Source organism: Tepidimonas sp. HKU78 (assembly GCF_049860815.1).
Lineage (GTDB): Bacteria > Pseudomonadota > Gammaproteobacteria > Burkholderiales > Burkholderiaceae_C > Tepidimonas.
The window spans coordinates 2,411,017-2,430,457 of record NZ_CP187547.1; the positions used below are offsets into that span (position 1 = coordinate 2,411,017).

14 protein-coding genes and 1 tRNA gene are annotated in these 19,441 nt (G+C 68.2%); 5 read left to right on the forward strand and 10 right to left on the reverse strand.

What is annotated here, in order from left to right:
* The 7 genes from dnaB to ACPYIS_RS11935 form a co-directional block, all read right to left on the reverse strand.
* Window positions 1-1,422, reverse strand: coding sequence for a replicative DNA helicase (gene dnaB, locus ACPYIS_RS11905; RefSeq protein WP_424859080.1), 1,422 nt, complete (start codon window positions 1,420-1,422; stop codon window positions 1-3).
* Window positions 1,415-4,255, reverse strand: a complete 2,841-nt coding sequence (locus ACPYIS_RS11910; protein ID WP_424859079.1) for an EAL domain-containing protein — start codon at window positions 4,253-4,255, stop codon at window positions 1,415-1,417. The genes dnaB and ACPYIS_RS11910 overlap by 8 nt, the downstream gene beginning before the upstream one ends.
* Window positions 4,252-5,109, reverse strand: coding sequence for a phosphate/phosphite/phosphonate ABC transporter substrate-binding protein (locus ACPYIS_RS11915; RefSeq protein WP_424859078.1), 858 nt, complete (start codon window positions 5,107-5,109; stop codon window positions 4,252-4,254). Before ACPYIS_RS11915 ends, ACPYIS_RS11910 begins: the two co-directional genes overlap by 4 nt.
* A gap of 90 nt (window positions 5,110-5,199) precedes the next feature.
* Window positions 5,200-5,808 (reverse strand): hypothetical protein, encoded by a 609-nt coding sequence (locus ACPYIS_RS11920; RefSeq protein WP_424859077.1) that lies wholly within the window; start codon window positions 5,806-5,808, stop codon window positions 5,200-5,202.
* Window positions 5,809-6,019: 211 nt separating this feature from the next.
* A tRNA-Val gene (locus ACPYIS_RS11925) sits at window positions 6,020-6,096 on the reverse strand.
* A 77-nt stretch (window positions 6,097-6,173) separates the two neighbouring features.
* Window positions 6,174-8,417, reverse strand: coding sequence for a RelA/SpoT family protein (locus ACPYIS_RS11930; protein WP_424859076.1), 2,244 nt, complete (start codon window positions 8,415-8,417; stop codon window positions 6,174-6,176).
* Window positions 8,414-9,388 carry an alpha/beta fold hydrolase gene (locus tag ACPYIS_RS11935; RefSeq protein ID WP_299021445.1) on the reverse strand — a complete coding sequence of 325 codons (975 nt, stop codon included), beginning with the start codon at window positions 9,386-9,388 and terminating at the stop codon, window positions 8,414-8,416. Before ACPYIS_RS11935 ends, ACPYIS_RS11930 begins: the two co-directional genes overlap by 4 nt.
* Before the next feature lie 66 nt (window positions 9,389-9,454).
* On the opposite strand from ACPYIS_RS11935, the gene ACPYIS_RS11940 reads away from it, so the two are divergent.
* Window positions 9,455-10,225, forward strand: coding sequence for a 3-hydroxybutyrate dehydrogenase (locus tag ACPYIS_RS11940; protein WP_424859075.1), 771 nt, complete (start codon window positions 9,455-9,457; stop codon window positions 10,223-10,225).
* An 8-nt stretch (window positions 10,226-10,233) separates the two neighbouring features.
* Here the strand turns inward: ACPYIS_RS11940 and ACPYIS_RS11945 are convergent, their stop codons facing one another.
* Both ACPYIS_RS11945 and ACPYIS_RS11950 read right to left on the reverse strand, forming a co-directional pair.
* Window positions 10,234-10,983, reverse strand: a complete 750-nt coding sequence (locus ACPYIS_RS11945) for an SIMPL domain-containing protein (RefSeq protein ID WP_424859074.1) — start codon at window positions 10,981-10,983, stop codon at window positions 10,234-10,236.
* Window positions 10,984-11,002: 19 nt separating this feature from the next.
* Window positions 11,003-11,851 carry a sulfite exporter TauE/SafE family protein gene (locus ACPYIS_RS11950; RefSeq protein WP_424894711.1) on the reverse strand — a complete coding sequence of 283 codons (849 nt, stop codon included), beginning with the start codon at window positions 11,849-11,851 and terminating at the stop codon, window positions 11,003-11,005.
* Window positions 11,852-11,953: 102 nt separating this feature from the next.
* Here ACPYIS_RS11950 and ompR point away from each other — a divergent pair, with 102 nt between their 5' ends.
* Entirely contained in the window at window positions 11,954-12,670 is a 717-nt protein-coding gene (ompR, locus tag ACPYIS_RS11955; protein ID WP_424859073.1) for a two-component system response regulator OmpR, read from the forward strand.
* Complete coding sequence (locus tag ACPYIS_RS11960; RefSeq protein ID WP_424859072.1) at window positions 12,671-13,975, forward strand: ATP-binding protein; 1,305 nt, start codon at window positions 12,671-12,673, stop codon at window positions 13,973-13,975.
* A 2-nt stretch (window positions 13,976-13,977) separates the two neighbouring features.
* Here ACPYIS_RS11960 and ispD read toward each other — a convergent pair whose 3' ends face one another.
* Window positions 13,978-15,213, reverse strand: a complete 1,236-nt coding sequence (gene ispD, locus ACPYIS_RS11965; protein ID WP_424859071.1) for a 2-C-methyl-D-erythritol 4-phosphate cytidylyltransferase — start codon at window positions 15,211-15,213, stop codon at window positions 13,978-13,980.
* Window positions 15,214-15,306: 93 nt separating this feature from the next.
* On the opposite strand from ispD, the gene mfd reads away from it, so the two are divergent.
* Together mfd and ACPYIS_RS11975 are read left to right on the forward strand one after the other, a co-directional pair.
* A complete protein-coding gene (mfd, locus tag ACPYIS_RS11970) occupies window positions 15,307-18,795 on the forward strand; it encodes a transcription-repair coupling factor (RefSeq protein ID WP_424859070.1) in 3,489 nt (1,162 codons plus the stop codon).
* Entirely contained in the window at window positions 18,792-19,439 is a 648-nt protein-coding gene (locus tag ACPYIS_RS11975; protein WP_299021421.1) for a YitT family protein, read from the forward strand. Before mfd ends, ACPYIS_RS11975 begins: the two co-directional genes overlap by 4 nt.
* Window positions 19,440-19,441 lie beyond the last annotated feature (2 nt).

Genomic DNA, 19,441 nt, shown 5'->3' on the forward strand with positions numbered 1-19,441 from the left:
TCACGGATGGCTATCGTAGCCTGCCAGGTTTTCAAAGCGCGTCAGCGCGCTCAGGAAAGCCAGCTTGACCGTCCCCGTGGGCCCGTTGCGCTGCTTGCCGATGATGATCTCGGCCACACCAGGCTCTTTGCATTGGTCCTTGGTGTAGTACTCGTCGCGGTAGATGAACATGATGATGTCGGCGTCCTGCTCGATCGCGCCCGATTCGCGCAGATCGGACATCATCGGCCGCTTGTCGGTGCGCTGCTCCACGCCGCGGTTGAGCTGCGACAGCGCAATCACCGGACATTGGAGCTCTTTGGCCAACATTTTCAGGCCGCGCGAGATTTCGCCGAGTTCGGTGGCGCGGTTTTCGTCGGCGCTTTGGCTGCCGCTCATGAGCTGCAAATAGTCCACGACGATGAGCCCCAGCTTGCCGCACTGGCGCGCCAGCCGCCGCGCGTTGGCGCGCAACTCAGAAGGCGTCAGGCCCGGCGTCTCGTCGATGTAGAGCGAGATGTGGCGCAGTTTTTCGATCGCTTCGGTCAGGCGCGGCCACTCATCGGGCGTGAGCTTGCCGGTTCGCAGGTGCCCCTGGTTGATGCGACCGATCGACCCCACCACCCGCACCGCAAGCTGCGCGGCCCCCATTTCCATGGAAAACACCGCTACCGGCAGCCCCTCGTGCAGCGCCACGTGTTCGGCGATGTTGATGGCAAACGCCGTCTTGCCCATGCTGGGGCGCGCGGCGATGATGATCAGGTCGCCCGGCTGCAGGCCAGCGGTCATGCGATCGAGGTCGATGAAGCCGGTGGGCACCCCCGTGATGTCGTTGGGGTTGTCGGCCATCTCCTGCACGCGATCGAGCAGCTCGACGACCAGCTTGTCCATCGACTGAAAGCCCTGCTTCATGCGGCTGCCTTCTTCGCCGATGGAGAGGATTTTTTGCTCCGCTTCGTCCAGAATGGTGGCCACCGGCTTGCCGCGCGGGGCAAAGGCTTGGGAGGCGATCTCGTCGCTGGCGGCGATGAGTTTGCGAAGGATGGCGCGCTCGCGCACGATCTCCGCGTAGCGGCGGATGTTGGCGGCGCTGGGCACGAACTGGGCCAACTGGTTGAGGTACGCCAGCCCCCCTACGTCGTCGGCGCGGCCCAGGCTGGCCAGGTGCTCAAAGACGGTGATGACGTCCGCCGGTTTGCCGCCGTTGATGAGGGCGGCGATGGCGGCAAAGATGCGCTGGTGCTCGGGCCGGTAAAAGTCGGTCTCGGTCACCAGATCGGCCACCCGGTCCCAGGCGGCATTGTCCAGCAGCAATCCGCCCAGCACGCTGGACTCGGCCTCCAGCGAGTGCGGCGGCACGCGCAGCTGGCTGAGCTGCGGGTCGTCGATCAGGGGCACCGTGGGGTCGGTGACGGGGGGCAGGCGGGTCGGTTCGTCAAGCATCAGGGGCAATTGTGGCAGCAATGCTGGCTCCGCCACCGCTTAGCCACTGCGCCAAGTACGCCGATGCCGGCTGCGGCCGCCCCAGGTGGTAACCCTGCAGGCGACTGCATCCGAGTGCCAGCAGATGCTCGCGCTGCGCGGGCGTCTCCACCCCTTCGGCCACCACCTGCAAGCCAAAGTTGCGCGCCACCCCGAGCATGGCACTGACGATGGCCGTGTCGTTGGCGTCGTTGGGCAGACCATCGACGAAAGCGCGGTCGATTTTGAGCTCGTGCAGCGGCAACTGCTTGAGGTACGCCAGCGACGAATAGCCAGTGCCAAAGTCGTCCACCGACAGTTTGACGCCCGTGCGGTGCAACGCGTGCAGCTTGCCGACCACCTGGTCGGTGTCGGTCAGCAGCAGGCTTTCGGTGATCTCCAGCGTCAGCCGCGACGCGATCGGGCCGTGCTGGCGTAGCCGCTCCTGCAGACGGGGCACGAAGTCCGGCTCATGGATCTGGCGCGCGCTGACGTTGACGCTGATTTCGATGGCCAAACCCGCCGCGTCGAGCTCGCGCAGCAGCGCACACGCCTGCTCCAGCACCCAGTCGCCGATGGGCACGATGAGCCCCGTCTCTTCGGCCAGGGGGATGAACGCGCCAGGCGGCACCAGTCCTTGCTGCGGGTGGCGCCAGCGCAACAACGCCTCGGCCGCCACGACGCGGCCCGCCGCATCGCACTGCGGCTGCAAAAAGACTTCCAATTCGCCCCGCGCCAACGCCTCGTGCAAATCGTTTTCCAGGTGCAGGCGCTGGCTCGCGGCGGCTTGCATGGCCGGGTCGAAAAAACGCACCCGGTCACGCCCGGCGTCTTTGGCCGCGTGCATGGCCGCTTCGGCCGAGGCGAGCACGTCTTCCACCGGGCGCTGCCGGTCGGGAAAGAGTGCAATGCCCACGCTGGCCGAGACGTGATAGGGCACGCCGTCGACATCAATGGGAATTTGCAGCGCCTTCCGCAGCTGATCGGCCAGCTCGTGCGCATGGCTGCCCGCCGTCGCTGCGTCACCCGGCAGATCCGTCAGCAACACCACGAATTCGTCACTGCCCAGGCGGGCCAGCGTGTCGGCGCTGCGCAGCCGGCTGCGCAGGCGTTGCGCGACTTGCCGCAGCAGCGCGTCGCCCACCGCGTGGCCGCGCGAGTCGTTGATGTGCTTGAAGCGGTCCAGGTCGATGAACAGCAGCGCCCCGCGCTGGTCGTTGCGGCGGGCCAGCGCCTCGGCCTGCTGCAAGCGGTCGAGCAACAGGCGGCGGTTGGGCAACCCCGTCAAGGCGTCGTAGAAAGCCAGGTTGATGATTTCGGCCTGGGCTGCCTTGCGCTCCGAAATGTCGAACAGCGTGCCGGTGATGCGGCGCACGCCACCGTGCGCGTCGCGCTCGGTGATGCGCCCGCGCGAGGTCACCCAACGCCAGCCGCCGTTGGACTGGCGTACACGGTACTCGGCCTCGTAGTGCGGCGTCGCGCCTGCGCAGTGGGTGACGTACAGGTGCTCGACGACGGCGCGGTCTTCCGGGTGGATGCGGTCCACCCACTCGTCGCGGCAGATCGCTTGCCGACCCGACTCGAACCCCAGCAGCGTGCCTGCGCGCGCGTCCAATACGACGCGATCGTCATCGACGAAATGGTCCCACAGCCCGAGGGCCGCCGCCTCCAGCGCTAGCGCCAGACGCGCACGGCTGTCCTCCAGCGTGCTGCGCAGGCGGTACGCTTCCGACACATCGTGAAACACCATCACCACCCCGACCAGTTCGCCGCTGGCGTCGCGGATGGGCGCGGCGCTGTCGGCGATGTGGCGCCGGGTGCCATCGCGCGCGATCAGCTCCGTGTGGTTGGCCAACCCGACGATGCGACCGCACTCCAACACGCGCGCCACCGGCAGATCGACCGGCTCGCCGGTTAGCGCGTTGGCGATGTGCATGATCTCGGTCACCGGCCGCCCGATGGCCTCCTCTGCCGTCCAGCCGGTGAGTGCCTGCGCGATGGGGTTGAGGTAGGTCACGCGCATGGCGCGGTCGGTGGCCACCAGCCCGTCGCCGATCGAGTGCAGGATGGCATTGACGCGGTTTTCGCTGACCACCAGGGCCTGCACCGCCTCGTCGATGCGAGCGGCCATCTCATTGAAGGCCTGCCCGAGTTGCCCGATTTCGTCGCGGCCCAAATCGTGCACACGGACCCGATAGTCCCCGCTCGCCAGCGCGTGGGTGGCTTGCTGCAAGGTCTGCAGCCGCAGGCCCACGTGCTGCCCCCAGCCGCGAAACAGCCACACCGCCAGCGCGACCCCAGCCGCCACGGCCACCAGCACGCCCCCCAGCAGCATGTGCAGCAGCACCTGGAATGGTGCCGGGTTGAGCGACAGCCGCACCTCACCAAACTGCAAGCTGCCCTGCGCCAGCGGCACTGACAGTGTGTGCGCAAACGGCACCCGCATCAAAGCCCCGGATGCCCGCTCGTCGACGACGACGCACCCACCGTGGTCGAGCACGGCAATGGCATCGATCGCTTCGCTGCGCATCAACTCGCGCACCACCTCGGCAATCCTGGCGTAGTCACGCTCGATCATGGGCGCGGTCAGCGCCGCCACGACCATGGGGCGCAGCGCCGCCTCTTCGGCGGCCAGTAGGCGCTGGTTGGCGCGATCCGCCACGCCCATGCCCGCCACGGTCGCCACCAGCAGCACCGCCAGCGCGCTCAGCGCCGTGAGCCACGCGAGCTGGACGCGAAACGGTCGGTCATCGATACGCTGCAACCACCACGCACGCCAGCGGCTGGCCCAACGGAGCAAAGACGGCGTCGTCATGAGAGGCGATAGTATTCGACGACGTAGGGGTCGAGCATGCGCAGGTCGTCGTCGGTGGCGGGCACGAGGCCGCCATGCCCCAAGGTGCGGATGAAGCCCCGGCCCTCCTCGGTCTGGGCGAAGGCGAGCAAGGCCTGTGTCAACGCCGGTGCGCGCGCTCGCCAACGGGGCGCGGCGTGATACACGACCGCCGACAACCCCTTGGGCAGGGGCATGAGCACCCGTACGCGCTGCACGAGCAGCGGATCGACCTGGATCAGGGTGGTCGCCGAAACGATGGCCGCCGCGGCATCGCCCACCAACACGCGGTGCAACGAGTTGGCGTGCGACCCCGAGATGGTCAGACCATAGTCGCGGTCCACGACCAACCCCACATCGCGCAGCCCGCGCGTGCCCAACACGGTCAGCGCCGCCAACCGGTCGGTGACGGCGACCGTGCGCCCGCGCACCTGCGCCACGTCTTGCACCGCCCCGTCACGCGCCACCACCAGCAGCGGCTCCAGCGGCACCTGGGTGCGCACCAATGGCACATGGCCCAGCTCGCGCTGGGCCAGCCGCGCCAAAAACAGCGAATCCGCCACCACGTCGTACGCGCCTGCGCGCAGGCGCTGCACATGCGTTGCATAGTCGCGGGCACTCGAGATGTCCACACGCCGCTCTAGCACCGACTGCACCACGGGTGCCAGCGGAGCGTAGAGCGCGACCAAGCGCTGGGCAGGCAAATAGGGCACGATGCCCAACGTCAGGGACGGGTTGCCCTGTGCCCGTATCGCGGGGGCGGCCGCCATCAGCGCGGCGACCGCTGCCGCCTGAGATAGGGTACGCCGACGACGGTCGATCACGGGTTCATGCACGGTCGCGGCCTCCTGTCGCGCGCGTATTGGGCCATGGCTGGGGATGTCTCGTGCCGCAGCCGCTGACGGCTCTCGTCACCAACCCCTTTTTTACCACACCCGCGGACTGAAGTCGGGGGCGTTGCGCAGCGCCACCGTCTCGCCCGACTGCGCTAACACCCAGAGCCCCGCAGTCTGTGCCGCCTCGACCGCATCCTCATCGACCACCATCCCAGCCACTGCGCCATGAATGCGCATGTCAGCATATTTGGGCAGCAGCCGCTTGAATTTGTTCATCCGTTCAACATGCCGCTCGACTTCCTCTTTGGTCAAGCGGCTTTTGCACTCGACCGCGACCGCGGTGTCGCCGTCGACCACCAAGAGGTCGATCTCGATCGCCTCGCCACCCCGACGCGAGGTCACGCGGCGATGGACCTCGCTGACATCGAGCCCGCGCGCCCGAAAGAGGTCCACCAGTGCAGGCTCGACCATCGCCTCGACGAACTCGCCCAGGCGGTTGCCCAGGTCGCCAAAGCGGCGTGAGAGGCGATCGAGTAGCTCGCGCGTCTCTTGGAACTTGCGGTCGGTTTCTTCCGAACGCTCTTTGAGCAGACGTTCGGTCTCCTGGAACTTGCGGTCGCTTTCCCGGAACCTGCGGTCCGTCTCACGAAAGAGGGCTTTGATCTCTTCCCAGCTCATCTCGCCAGCCGTTGCGCCCATGGGTCATCCTTTGCAATTTCCGGCCCGTATTATGGGGCCAGCCACGCAAAGACGTCACACTCTTGGGCGGCGGGAGCAGCCATGTGAACTGCCTGCCCGTCGGGCGCCGAGTCCTTAGCGCTCACGAGACTTTGTCGCAGCGGTTCAAACGACGGGGAGGGATTTTCGCAACGGGGCATGCCATGTCGGACGGCGTATTTATTGCCCCCATTGGTAGGCGCGATTGGACTCGAACCAACGACCCCCACCATGTCAAGGTGGTGCTCTAACCAGCTGAGCTACGCGCCTATCGTCGTCAACCATCGCATCGATGCGTCGACAGAACCGAGAGTATAGCGCAAAAACGGGCCTTCACCGGGCATGCGTCAACGTCGCCAGACTTTTTGCACGCCAGCGACGTCCGACAGCACGGCCATGACCCGGCTGACCCGGGTGGCGTCGCTGACCTCGACGGTAAACGTCATCCACGCCACCCCCTTGACCGACTGCGTCTGCACACCGATGACGTTGATCTTCTCGCGCGCGAACGCTTCTGAAATATCGCGCAGCAGGCCCTGGCGATCCAGGGCTTGCACGCCCACATCCACCGCGTAGGTGGGCGCGTGGGGCCCCGTGGATACCGCGCCTGACCACGCGACCTCGATGACCCGCCCGGGCTGTCGCCGCGCGAGTGCCTGAAAGTCGGGACAGTCGGCGCGATGGACGCTCACGCCCTTGCCGCGCGTCACAAACCCGCGGATTTCATCGGGTGGCGCGGGCTTGCAGCAGCGCGCCAGCGTCGTCATCAGCGAGCCCACGCCCATCACCAGCACCCCGCCTTGGGGCCCGGCGGTGCCGCTGCGCGCCTTTTTGAGCGGCAAGGTCTCGGGTGGCGCCACCGGCTCGGCCGGATGCAGGGCCTGCTCGACGGCGCGCAGGGTGAGCGCTTCTTTGCCCACGGCCTCGAACAGCGCATCCGGGCTATCGAATCCCAAAGCAAGGGCCAACTCCTCCAACTTGACGGCGGTTTTGCCCTCGCGCTGCAACAGCCGCTCGACCTGCTCGCGCCCGCGCGCGATATTGTCGGCCGCCGCCTGCGCATTGAACCAGGCACGCACCTTGGCCTTGGCGCGGTGGCTGACCAGGTAGCCCGCCTCGGGGTTGAGCCAGTCACGCGACGGGCCGCCCTCTTTGGCAGCGATGATCTCCACCGTCTGCCCATTGGCCAAGGGGGTGTTGAGCGGCACCATCTGCCCGTCCACGCGCGCACCCCGGCAGCGGTGGCCCAGGTCGGTGTGCACGGCGTAGGCGAAGTCGACCGGTGTCGCACCCTGCGGCAGCTCGACGATCGCCGCCTGCGGCGTCAGCACGTAGATGTGATCGTCGAACAAGCCGTGCGACAGGCCGCTCAAGTCGCGCTGCCACGCCAGCAGCTGGCGCAGCACGGCAATCTTGGCATCGTAGGACGAGGCGGCCGTCACGCCCGCGTACCCTTTGGTGCCGGCCTCTTTGTACGCCCAGTGGGCGGCCACGCCGTGTTCGGCGTGCTCGTGCATGGCGCGGGTGCGGATCTGGATTTCGAACGCGCGGCCCTGCTCGTCGCGCACCACGGTGTGCAGCGACTGGTAGCCGTTGGGCTTGGGCCGCGCGATGTAGTCGTCGAACTCCTCGGGCACGGGCTGAAAATGCTCATGCACCCAGGCCAGCACGCGGTAGCACTCATCGACCGTCTCGACGATCACGCGCAGCGCCCGCAAGTCATACAACTGGTCGAACGCCAGCCCCTTGCCGCGCATCTTTTTGACGATGCTGTAGATGTGCTTGGGGCGACCTTGCACTTGCGCCTGCAAGCCAAGCGCCGCCAGTTCGCGCTCTAGGTATTGGCGCACCTGCTCGACATGGCTTTCGCGCTCGACGCGCTTTTCGTCGAGCAAGCGGGCGATTTCTTTGTAGGTATCTGGCTCCAGAAAGCGAAATGCCAGGTCTTCCAGTTCCCACTTGAGCGGCCAGATGCCCAGTCGGTTGGCCAGCGGCGCAAACACGTGCAGCGACTCCGCGGCCAGCGCGGGGCTGGGCGGCTGCCGGGTCGCGGCGCAGTAGCGCAAGGTCTGCAAGCGCGAGGCCAGCCGCAGCAGCACCACACGCAGGTCGCGCGAGAATGCCAGCAGCATCTTGCGCACGTTTTCGGTCTGCGCTGCGGCGAGCGCCGAGGGTGCGCCACGCCCCGATCCCGACGGGGTGCCCGCCTCCGCGGCGCTGGCCCGTGCGCGAGCCTGGCGCTGCAACTGGATCAGCTTGCTGGTCTCGATGGCCACGTCGGCGTTGGCGGCGCCAAAGGCCTTGGCGATCATCTCGCGCGGGCGCGCCAGAAACGGGCTGGCATAGACCAGGTAGACGCAAGCCTGTAGGTCGGGCGTGCCGCCGATGCGCTCCAAAATCTGCACCACGGCGTCGGCGTGGGCCAGCACGGGCTCGCCCGTGTCGAGCACCTCGCCGCTGAGCAGCGGCTCGGCGAATGCGCGCGCCCGCGGCAAGGTGCGCCCATCGTCCGCGCTGGGTCCCCCCAATGCAGCAGTGATCGCCGTTGCCTCGGCCTGAGCCGGGCCATGGGCTTGGCTGTGGCTGATCATGGCGCGAGCAAAAAGTCCGCCACCACTTGCACCTGCTCTGGCTGCACCAGCGTCGGCGCGTGCCCCACACCCTCGAACTCCACCAAGCGTGCACGCGGCCCGCGCAGGGTCATCGCCAGCGCCGTCTCACGCGACAGCAGGTCTGACTCAGCCCCACGCAGCAGCAGGGTCGGGCAGGTGATGGCGTCATACATCGCCCACAAGGCCGCCTCGCCGGCCTGCCGGGCGCTGTCCTGCCACTGGGTGGCTTGCGAATCTGCCGCCTGCGCCGCACGCTGGGCCTCGAGCATGGCGCGAAACGGCACCGCGATCGCGGGGTCGTAATGCAGTGTCCAACCGCCTTCGACCGGTCGCAGCATCGGGCGCGTCAGCGCCAGCCACTGCTCGGGCGTGTGCGGCCCGAACGAGCGCGAAATCTGCCACAGGGCGTCGGCAGCCGCCTGCTCGCTGGGAAAGACCGGCTGCACGCCCACGTACTGCGCGATGCGCTCGAGCGACTGGGGCTCGATGACCGGCCCGACGTCGTTGAGCACCAGCCGCCGCAAGCCGATGGCGGGCTGCGACGCCAACGCCATACCGATCAAGCCGCCCATGCTGGTGCCCACCCAGTCGATGCCCAGCGCGTACGGTTCGGCCGTTCCCGTGGCGGCGGCGTGGCGTTGCCGCAGATGCGCCAGCAGCACCGCCAGATCGTTGACATAGGTCGGTATCTGGTAGGCCATCGGGTCTTCGAGCCAGTCGCTGTGTCCGCGCCCAGCCACGTCCACACACACCACGGCAGCATGGGGCGCCAGCACCCGCGCCAACACGTCGAAATCGCGCGCCTGCCGTGTCAGCCCATGGACGCACACCACGACATGCCCCGGCTCCGCGGTGCCGGTGGCATTCCATTCCCACCAAGCGATGCGGCGCGGTCCGCCGTGTTTGGCCCTCGGTCCCGGGACGACCAAGTGATGCAGCGTCGGTTCCATATCGTTGTTCGTGTGTGACGGATAGGATAATGCGGCCGTCATCGTATCGGAAACGGAGCACGCACCATGCTGAAGGACAAGACCGCCCTCGTCACCGGATCGACCAGCGGTATCGGGCTGGGCATCGCCAAGGCGCTGGCGCGCCAGGGGGCGAACATCGTTCTCAACGGTTTTGGCGACGTCGACCAAGCCTGCGCGGAGGTAGCCGCCCTGGGCGTGGAGGTGTTCTACCACGGGGCGGACATGAGCCGGCCCGCCGACATCGAGGACATGATGCAGGCTGCGGCCGCGCGCTTCGGCCGGGTGGACGTGCTGGTCAACAATGCCGGTATCCAGCACGTGGCACCGATCGAGGCGTTTCCGGTCGAGCGCTGGGACGCGATCATCGCCATCAATCTCAGCAGCGCCTTCCACACCACCCGGCTGGCACTGCCTGCCATGCGCGCGGCCAACTGGGGGCGCATCATCAACGTGGCCTCCGTGCATGGGCTGGTAGCGTCGGTACATAAGTCGGCGTACGTGGCGGCCAAGCACGGCATCGTGGGCCTGACCAAGGTGGTGGCGCTCGAGACCGCGACCACGGGCGTCACCTGCAACGCGATCTGCCCGGGCTGGGTGCTGACGCCGCTGGTACAAAAGCAGGTCGACGCCAAAGCCGCTGCGCTGGGCGTGAGCATCGAGGAGGCCACCCGCCTGCTGCTGGGCGAAAAAGAACCCTCGATGCGCTTTACCACCCCCGAGGAAATAGGCGAGCTGGCGGTATTTTTCTGCTCGCCCGCCGCCGACAACGTGCGCGGGGTGGCATGGAACATGGACGGCGGTTGGCTGGCGCAGTGAGCGCGGCCCTACTCCAGCGCCACGCTGCCCGTCACCGTCAGCTGCAGCCAGGCCAAGCCCGGTTGCAGCGGCAGCGCCTCTGCGCTGGGTGACGCTGCCAGGGTGCGCATGGCGATCGGCTCGCCCGGTGCGGGCAGCGGCGCGGGGTTGACGTGCGCCTCGCGCAGCGTCCAGCCGCGCGCGCCGAATGCCTGCGCCACCTCGTCGGCCTGCTGGCGAAACGCCGCGATGGCCTGCTGGCGTAGCGCGGCCTCGGCGGCGCGCTGGGTGGCCCGTGCCAGCATCATGCGCACCGCCGTCACGGTCAGCCCGGGGGCCTGCTGCGCCAACGCCGCCACTGCCGCCATGTCGCGCCCTTGCAGCGTCAGCTCGGCACTGCCCTGCCAGCCGACGATCTGGCCCTCGCGACCGTAGCGCGGCTGCACACTCATGCCGGCGGTGCTGGCCTCGATCCATTCCGGGCGCAGCTGCGGACGCCACAGGCTCAGCGCCTGCTGCACCGCATCGTTCAACTGATGTTGCACCGTGCGGGCGTCAGCAGCCTGGTGGCGCGCCGACAGCGTCAGCACCACCCAGTCATGGGGCAGCCGCTGCTCCGCTTGCGCGGTCAAATGCACCACCCGTTGGGGCGGCGCGGACAGCCCGTGGGGCTGGTTTTGGGGCTGGGCTTGGGGCTGCGCTTGAGCCGTCACGGCCAGGGAAGCGGTCGTGGCGAGCAGCACGAGCCCGTGGCGAATCAGCGATGAGCACCGTGGCATATCCATCTCCTGATGGTGGTCAACCCAGGCGCCAGCCCAAGGCGCGGGCCAGCATCATGAGTGCGACAACGAAAGTGAGCGCGCCGAACGCGCGGCGCAGCAGGGGGGCAGGCAGGTGCTGCGCCATTTGGCGCCCAGCCAGCAACGCCGCCACTGCCCCCGCGCCAAACGGCAAGGCCACGCTCCAGTCCAGGGCACCGCTGGCCGCTGCCGCTGCCACGCCGCTGGTCGACACGAGGGCGATGACCGTCAGCGAGGTGGCCTGAATACTGCGCAGATCCAAATCAGAGACCCGCTGCAGAGCCGGAATAATGACGAAGCCACCACCGACACCGAACAGACCACTGAGCAGCCCCGCTGTTGCCCCGGTGGCTGCCAGCGCCTGGGCACAACGTCCGGTCCAGCGCAGGCGCCCCTCGTCGGGGTCGAGTCGGCAGGAAATGCCGCCCGGCGCGTCCGCCGCTGCGCCATTGGCGGGCCGCCAACTCCGCCACGACACCCACATGAGCAGCGCGGCAAAGCCCAACAGCAGCGGCGTCGCCGGCAGCCGCGCCGCCAGCCAGACCCCCACGGGGGCCAGCGCCACGCCAAAGGCACCCATGAACCCGGCCGCGCGGTAACGCACGATCCCCTCGCGCAACCCCAGCACCGCAGCCAGCGCTGCGGCCGCGCCAACCGCGATCAGGCCCCTCGGGGCCGCCTGCGGCAGCGGCAGGTGCAGCCCGAACACCAGCAGCGGCACGGCCAAAATGCCCCCACCGGCCCCTGTGAGCGCCATGACCAAGCCGACGGCCGCCCCCAGCGCAACACTGGGCGCGAGGGTCGGGAGGGCCGCAACGACCGTGGCGAGTGAGGCGGTGTCGAGCATGGGATCGGTGCAATGGCGTCTTGTGGTCCGCACGACGGCCCCACAAAGGCGACAGCCGCTATGCTACCGTCTCGTTGTCCCTCGCCGATCGAACCCACGCCGATGAATTTGCGCCGCCCCCACCGTCTCATCATCGTCGACGACGATGCGCGCATCCGCGAGCTGTTGCAGCGCTACCTGCAGCAGGAAGGCTTCGAGGTGCTGCTGGCCGAAAACGGCGAGCGGCTCGATCGCCTGCTGCAGCGCGAAACGCCCGACCTGATCGTGCTCGACCTGATGCTACCTGGCGAGGATGGCCTGTCGATCTGTCGACGCCTGCGCACCGCGGGCGATGCCACGCCCATCATCATGCTCACGGCCAAGGGCGAGGACGTGGACCGCATTGTGGGACTGGAGTTGGGGGCAGATGACTATCTGCCCAAGCCCTTCAACCCGCGCGAGCTGCTGGCGCGCATCCACGCCGTTTTGCGTCGGCGCCCACCCCCGGAGCCGCCTGGCGCCGCCGTGGACAAGGCCGTGGTGCGTTTTGGCCCCTACACGTTCGACCTGGGCCGTCGCAGCCTCACGCGCAACGGCGAGGAAGTCACGCTGACGAGCGGCGAATACGCCATGCTCAAGGCACTGGTGCGGCATCCGCGCCAGCCCATGTCACGCGACAAACTGGCGCAACTGGCCCGCGGGCGCGAGTTCGAACCCTTCGACCGCAGCCTGGACGTGCAGGTATCGCGCCTGCGCAAGCTCATCGAGCCCGACCCGGCCAACCCGCGCTACATCCAAACCGTCTGGGGGGTGGGCTACATGTTCGTGCCGGATGACTGAATGAGCCTGTTCTGGCGCAACTTTCTGCTGCTCGCGGGGCTGCTGCTGCTCAGCGTGTTGGCGTGGTTCCAGGTGTTCCGTACCCTGGAGCAAGAACCGCGCGCGCTGCAAAGCGCGCAGGGGCTGGCGTCGCTGGTGAACCTCACGCGCGCGGCGCTCCTGTATACCGACCCCATCGCCCGGGTGGCGCTGGTCAAAACCCTGGTGGACGAGGAAAACGTGCGCATCGCCGTGCGCGAACCCGAAGACATCCACAGGCCTTTCGAGCCCAACACCTCGGGCCATCGGGTGGCGCAGGCACTCATCGAACGTCTGGGGCCTGGCACCATCGTCGCGCGCGAGGTCAACGGCTTCGACGGCCTGTGGATCGGATTTACCATCGAAGGCCAAAACTATTGGCTGCTGGCCGACCCTTCGCGGCTGGAGGCCGTGGGCGGGCGCACGTGGCTGGCGTGGCTGGCCACGGCGCTGGCGCTGTCGTTGGTGGGAGCGGTGATCATCACGAGGTTGATCAACCAGCCTCTGCAACGGCTGGCGCAGGCCGCCGCGCGCGTGCGCGAGGGGGACTTCGACGGCGCGCGCTTGGACGAGACACTGCCCACGCGTGAAATCGCGGGTGTCAACCGCGCCTTCAACCGTATGGCCGAGCAACTCGCCCGCGCCGACGCCGATCGGCGCCTGATGCTGGCTGGCATCTCGCACGACTTGCGCACGCCGCTGGCACGGCTGCGACTGGAGGTCGAGATGGGCGTGCCGGACGCGCCCACGCGCGAACGCATGGCCAGCGACATCGCCGACGTGGACACCATCATCGGGCAATTTCTGGACTACGCGCGCGAGCGACCGACCGTGCTGGCACCCGTGCCGCTGGCCGCCACCGTGGAGCGCGCCGTGGCCCCCTACCGACCGCGCGACGACGTGCAACTGCACATCCACGTGCCCGAGGGGTTGCAGCCGCTGGCCGACGCCGCGGGCCTGCAGCGGATACTGAGCAACCTGCTGGAAAACGCCGTGCGTCACGGCCGCAGTGCCGACGGATGCGCGGTGATCGACATCGAGGCCACCGCGACCGAGCGCGACATCGCGCTGACGGTGCGCGACCACGGGCCTGGCGTGGACGAGGCGCTGCTGCCGCGGCTGACCGAGCCGTTTTTTCGCGGCGAGAGCGCCCGCACCACGCCCGGCAGTGGATTGGGGCTGGCGATCGTGCGCCGCAGCGCCGAACGCATGGGTGGCACGTGCGAGCTGCGCAACGCCGACGGCGGCGGGCTGGCCGTGACCGTGCGGCTGCCAACGGCTCCCTGACCTCAGCGCTCGCCGCTGCGTTGCACCAACACGACGGCGCGCGCTTCGATGCTCAACCCCTGCCCCACCGGCCCCAGCCGTTCGGCCGTCTTGGCCTTGACGTTGACCGCATCGAGCGGCAAGCCCAAGCAGCGCGCGATGTGGGCCTGCATGGCACTGCGGTGCGGCGCGAGGCGCGGTGCCTGCGCGATCACGGTCGCATCCACGTTGACCGGCTGCCAGCCGCGCGCCCGCACCGCGTCGCACGCGTGCCGCAGCAAGGCCGCCGAATCCGCTCCCGCGAAGCGAACATCGGTGTCGGGAAACCAGGTACCGATATCGCCCAAACCCGCCGCGCCGAGCAAGGCATCGGTGATGGCATGCAGCAGCGCGTCGGCGTCCGAATGCCCCAGCAGCCCCTTGTCATACGGAATCGTCACGCCCCCCAACACCAGGGGGCGGCCTGGCACCAGCGCGTGCACGTCCCACCCCTCACCCACGCGCCAGTCGGGCGCGGGCGGCTGCCCTAGCAGCGACTGCGCCATCGTCACGTCCTCCGGATAAGTGATCTTGACATTGTGCGTGTGGCCGCGCACCAGCAATGGGCGGTGGCCCAGCGCCTCGACCGCGCTGGATTCGTCAGTGATACCGGCGAACCCCTGGGCGCGGTGCGCCTCCAGCGCCCGGCGCAGCAGCCCCAACCGAAACATCTGTGGCGTCTGCGCTAGCCACTTGTCCTCGCGCGGCAGCGTCGCGCGCACCCAGCCCTCGTCGTCGGCCTGCTTGAGCGTGTCGGACAGCGGCACCGCCAGCAGACCACCGACGGGGTCGTCACCACAAGCGGCGATCAAGCGCTCGACGTCCGCTGCGCGCAGCAGGCAGCGCGCCGCATCGTGCACCAGCACCCAGTCGTGGTCGCGCACCCCGGCTTCGGCCAACGCCGCCAGGCCATTGGCCACGCTCTCGGCGCGCGAGGCACCGCCCACACGCCATGCACGCACGCGCTGCCCGTCGCCCACCGTGCTGTCGTCGTCCGGCGCCAGCACCACGGCAATGCCCGCGATCGCGGGCACCGCCGCCAGCGCCGCCAGCGTGTGGTCCAACACCCGGCGCCCCGCCAAGCGGTGATGCTGCTTGGGCGCGCCCAAGCCGGCGCGGCTGCCACTGCCCGCTGCGGGCACCAGGGCGAAACAGCGCGCTGGGGCATCGGCGCGCTCGACTGCCCAAACCGCCGCCGGGGTATGTTCGGTGAGATTCATGCGTGCGATTATCCGATCCGCGTATCCGACCCGCGGACAGGCCGCCCATCGGGCGCGCGTGGCGGCCGCAGCCGCCCTAGAATCGGGCCCCTCATGGATCTGCCCCGCCTGACCCCCGGAAAACGCTTTCAGTCGCCGCGCCCGGCCCCGTCGGCCGACGCGCTGCTGCTGGCCGCGCAGGCCGCCCGCGACCAAGCGGCGGGCCGGCCGACGGCCATCGTCACCGCCGACGCGAGCGACGCCCAGCGCCTGCTGGCCGAGCTGCCGTTTTTCGAGCCATCGCTGCGCTGCGCGCTCTTTCCCGACTGGGAAACGCTGCCCTACGACACCTTCTCGCCGCACCAGGACTTGATCTCGGAGCGGCTGGCCACGCTGTGGCGCATTCAGCAGCGCCGCGCCGACGACGGCGCCGATGTCATCCTCATCCCGGCCACCACGGCGCTGTACCGACTGGCGCCGCCGTCGTTTCTGGCCGCCTACACCTTTCATTTCAAAACGGGCCAAAAGCTCGACGAGGCGCGGCTGCGCGCGCAACTCACACTGGCGGGCTACCAGCACGTGGCCCAGGTGGTCAGTCCGGGCGAATACGCGGTGCGCGGTGGCCTGATCGACCTTTTTCCCATGGGCTCGCCCATGCCGTACCGGGTCGATCTGTTCGACGACGAGATCGACTCGATCCGCACCTTCGACCCCGACAGCCAGCGCAGCCTGTACCCCGTGCCGGAGGTGCGGCTGCTGCCTGGGCGCGAGTTTCCGATGGACGAGGCGGCGCGCGCCCGCTTTCGCGCCCGCTGGCGCGAGCTGCTCGACGGCGACCCGACCAAGAGCCGGCTCTACAAAGACATCGGCAACGGCGTCGCCAGCGCGGGCATCGAGTACTACCTGCCGCTTTTTTTCGAGGAGACGGCCACCGTCTTCGACTACCTGGGGCCCGATGCAACGCTGGTGCTGCACGGCGACCTGGAAGACGCATTCCAGCGCTTTTGGCAGGACACGCGCGAGCGCTACCGCCTGGTGCAGGGCGACCCCGAGCGGCCCGTGCTGCCGCCCGAGGCGCTGTTTCTGGACGCCGAGGGCTTCTACGCCCGCGCCAAACCCTACGCGCAATGGGCGCTTCGTCCGGCTGCGGCCGAGGAGGCGCTCAGCGCGTGGTCGGGCGTGATCGGGGCGCTGCCGGATTTGACGGCCCAGCGCGGCGCCGACGACCCGCTGCAGCGGCTGCACGCCCACCTGCAGCGCACCCCGGCGCGTGTGCTCATCCTAGCCGACAGTGACGGACGGCGCGAGAGCCTGCTCGACCTGCTGCGCGCCAGCCGCTTGAGCCCGCCCGTGTTCGACGATCTGGCCGCGTTTCGTGCCAGCGGCGAGCGCTTCGGCATCACGACCGGGCCGCTGGCGGCAGGGTTTGCCTGGACAGAAGCGGGCATCGAGCTGGTCACGGAGACCGAGCTGTTCGCCGCCAGCCCCAGCGTGCGCCGACGCCGCAAGCAGGAGCAAGCCAGCGACGTCGAGGCGCTCATCAAAGACCTGAGCGAGCTGCAAATCGGTGACCCCGTGGTGCACGCGCAGCATGGCATTGGCCGCTATCGGGGACTGGTCAATCTGGATCTGGGCGAGAAGAACCCCGACGGCAGCCCCGCGCTGCAAGAATTTTTGCACCTGGAGTACGCGCAGCAAGCCACGCTGTACGTGCCGGTGTCGCAACTGCACCTGATTAGCCGCTACACGGGCGTCAGCGCCGACGAGGCCCCGCTGCACCGCCTGGGCAGCGGCCAGTGGGACAAAGCCCGGCGCAAGGCGGCCGAGCAAGTGCGCGACACTGCCGCCGAGCTGCTGGACGTCTACGCCCGACGCGCGGCCCGGCAGGGATACGCCTTTCGCTTCGACGCACAAGCGTATGAGGCATTCGCCAACGACTTCGGCTTCGAGGAAACGCCCGATCAGCGCGCAGCCATCCATGCGGTCATCCAAGACATGATCAGCCCGCGCCCGATGGACCGGCTGGTGTGTGGGGACGTGGGTTTTGGCAAGACCGAGGTGGCGCTGCGCGCCGCGTTCGTCGCCGTCATGGGCGGCAAACAGGTGGCCATGCTGGCCCCCACCACGCTGTTGGCCGAGCAGCACTATCAAACGCTGGTGGAGCGCTTTGCCAAGTGGCCGGTACGCATCGCCGAGATGAGCCGCTTTCGCACGGCCAAAGAAATCACTGCTGCCCTCCAAGGACTGGAAAACGGCAGCATCGACATCGTGGTGGGCACGCACAAGCTGCTGAGTGAGAAAACGAAGTTCAAAAACCTGGGCCTGCTCATCATCGACGAGGAGCACCGCTTTGGCGTGCGGCACAAAGAAGCGATCAAGGCTCTGCGCGCCGAGGTGGACGTACTCACGCTGACCGCCACCCCCATCCCGCGCACGCTGGGCATGGCGCTGGAGGGCCTGCGCGACTTGTCCGTGATTGCCACCGCGCCGCAGCGGCGGCTGGCCATCAAGACCTTCGTGCGCGAAGAAAACCCCGGCGTCATCCGCGAGGCGGTGCTGCGCGAGTTCAAGCGCGGCGGGCAGGTGTACTTCCTGCACAACGAGGTGGAGACGATCGAAAACCGCCGCGCCAAGCTGGAGCAACTGCTGCCGCAGGCGCGCATCGCCATCGCCCACGGCCAGATGCCCGAGCGCGAACTCGAGCGCGTCATGCGTGACTTCGTGGCGCAGCGCTTCAACCTGCTGCTGTGCTCGACCATCATCGAAACGGGCATCGACGTGCCCACGGCCAACACCATCATCATCGCGCGCGCCGACAAATTTGGCTTGGCACAGTTGCACCAACTGCGCGGCCGGGTCGGACGCAGCCACCACCAGGCCTACGCCTACCTGCTGGTGCCCGACATCGAGGCCCTGACCAAGCAGGCCGCGCAACGGCTGGAAGCCATCCAACAGATGGAGGAGCTGGGCAGCGGCTTCTATTTGGCCATGCACGACCTGGAAATCCGTGGTGCGGGGGAAGTGCTGGGCGATGCGCAAAGCGGCAATATCACCGAAATCGGCTTTCAGCTCTACAACGAGATGCTGGCCGAGGCGGTGCGCAGCCTGCGCGAGGGCAAGGAGCCCGACCTGCTCAAACCCCTGGCCGTCGCCACCGATATCAACCTGCACGCCCCCGCGTTGCTGCCGCAAGACTACTGCGGCGACGTGCACCTGCGGCTGAGCTTTTACAAAAAGCTGGCGTCGGCCAAAAACGCCGACCAGCTCGAACGCCTGGTGGAGGAAATCGTCGACCGTTTTGGCAAGCTGCCCCCGGCCGCACAAAACCTGATCGAGGTGCACCGGCTGCGCGTGCTGGCCGAGCGCTATGGCGTGCTCAAGATCGACGCTGCGCCCACGCACATCCTCATCACCTTCCGGCCTCAGCCCCCCATCGACCCGATGCGCATCATCGAGCTGATCCAGAAGAACCGCCACATCAAGCTGGCGGGCAACGAGCGGCTCAAGATCGAACGCGCCCTGCCCGACCCGGCGGCGCGCGCGCAGCTGGCGCGTGACGTGCTGCGTTCGCTGGGCCAGCCGCTGGAGGCGACCACGGCATGAAGCCCACCGCGCCACCACCCTCTGATGCAACCCACGGCCTGCCCTTTCCGGTGCAACGCCACACCTGGCTGGATGACGCACAAGCTCTGCTCACCGGCACCCTGCTCGTGGCCCTCGGTCTGGTGCTGTTTCGCCACGCCGGCTTGGTCACTGGCGGCACGGTAGGGCTAGCTTTTTTGGCGCACTACGCCAGCGGGCTGCCGTTTGGCCCGCTGGTGTTTGCCATCAACCTGCCGTTCTACGCGCTGGCCTGGGTACGCATGGGCACCGCGTTCACGCTCAAGACCGTACTGGCTGTCGCCCTGCTGGGGGCGCTGACCGAGGCCATGCCGCACTGGATCGGGCTGCGACATGTGCACCCAGTGTTTGCCGCGGTGGCGGGCGGCCTGCTGGTGGGCGTGGGCTTCATCATTCTGTTTCGCCACCGCGCCAGCCTGGGTGGCTTCAATACCCTGGTGCTGTGGCTGCAAGAGCGCTTTGGCTGGCGCGCGGGCGTGGTGCAACTGGGCATCGATGGGGCCATTTTGCTTGCCTCTTGGCCACTGCTCGACGCCCCGCGCCTGGCACTGTCGGTGCTGGCCGCGGCGCTGATGAACGTGACGCTCGCCATCAACCACCGCCCCGGGCGCTACGTCGCCTTTTGAAC

What these genes read in the sequence shown, in the direction of transcription:
- dnaB (WP_424859080.1), bottom strand. Translation starts at nt 1,422, where the DNA reads ATGCTTGACGAACCGACCCGCCTGCCCCCCGTCACCGACCCCACGGTG.
- ACPYIS_RS11910 (WP_424859079.1), bottom strand. Translation starts at nt 4,255, where the DNA reads ATGACGACGCCGTCTTTGCTCCGTTGGGCCAGCCGCTGGCGTGCGTGG.
- ACPYIS_RS11920 (WP_424859077.1), bottom strand. Translation starts at nt 5,808, where the DNA reads ATGGGCGCAACGGCTGGCGAGATGAGCTGGGAAGAGATCAAAGCCCTC.
- ACPYIS_RS11930 (WP_424859076.1), bottom strand. Translation starts at nt 8,417, where the DNA reads ATGATCAGCCACAGCCAAGCCCATGGCCCGGCTCAGGCCGAGGCAACG.
- ACPYIS_RS11935 (WP_299021445.1), bottom strand. Translation starts at nt 9,388, where the DNA reads ATGGAACCGACGCTGCATCACTTGGTCGTCCCGGGACCGAGGGCCAAA.
- ACPYIS_RS11940 (WP_424859075.1), top strand. Translation starts at nt 9,455, where the DNA reads ATGCTGAAGGACAAGACCGCCCTCGTCACCGGATCGACCAGCGGTATC.
- ACPYIS_RS11945 (WP_424859074.1), bottom strand. Translation starts at nt 10,983, where the DNA reads ATGCCACGGTGCTCATCGCTGATTCGCCACGGGCTCGTGCTGCTCGCC.
- ACPYIS_RS11950 (WP_424894711.1), bottom strand. Translation starts at nt 11,851, where the DNA reads ATGCTCGACACCGCCTCACTCGCCACGGTCGTTGCGGCCCTCCCGACC.
- ompR (WP_424859073.1), top strand. Translation starts at nt 11,954, where the DNA reads ATGAATTTGCGCCGCCCCCACCGTCTCATCATCGTCGACGACGATGCG.
- ACPYIS_RS11960 (WP_424859072.1), top strand. Translation starts at nt 12,671, where the DNA reads ATGAGCCTGTTCTGGCGCAACTTTCTGCTGCTCGCGGGGCTGCTGCTG.
- ispD (WP_424859071.1), bottom strand. Translation starts at nt 15,213, where the DNA reads ATGAATCTCACCGAACATACCCCGGCGGCGGTTTGGGCAGTCGAGCGC.
- mfd (WP_424859070.1), top strand. Translation starts at nt 15,307, where the DNA reads ATGGATCTGCCCCGCCTGACCCCCGGAAAACGCTTTCAGTCGCCGCGC.
- ACPYIS_RS11975 (WP_299021421.1), top strand. Translation starts at nt 18,792, where the DNA reads ATGAAGCCCACCGCGCCACCACCCTCTGATGCAACCCACGGCCTGCCC.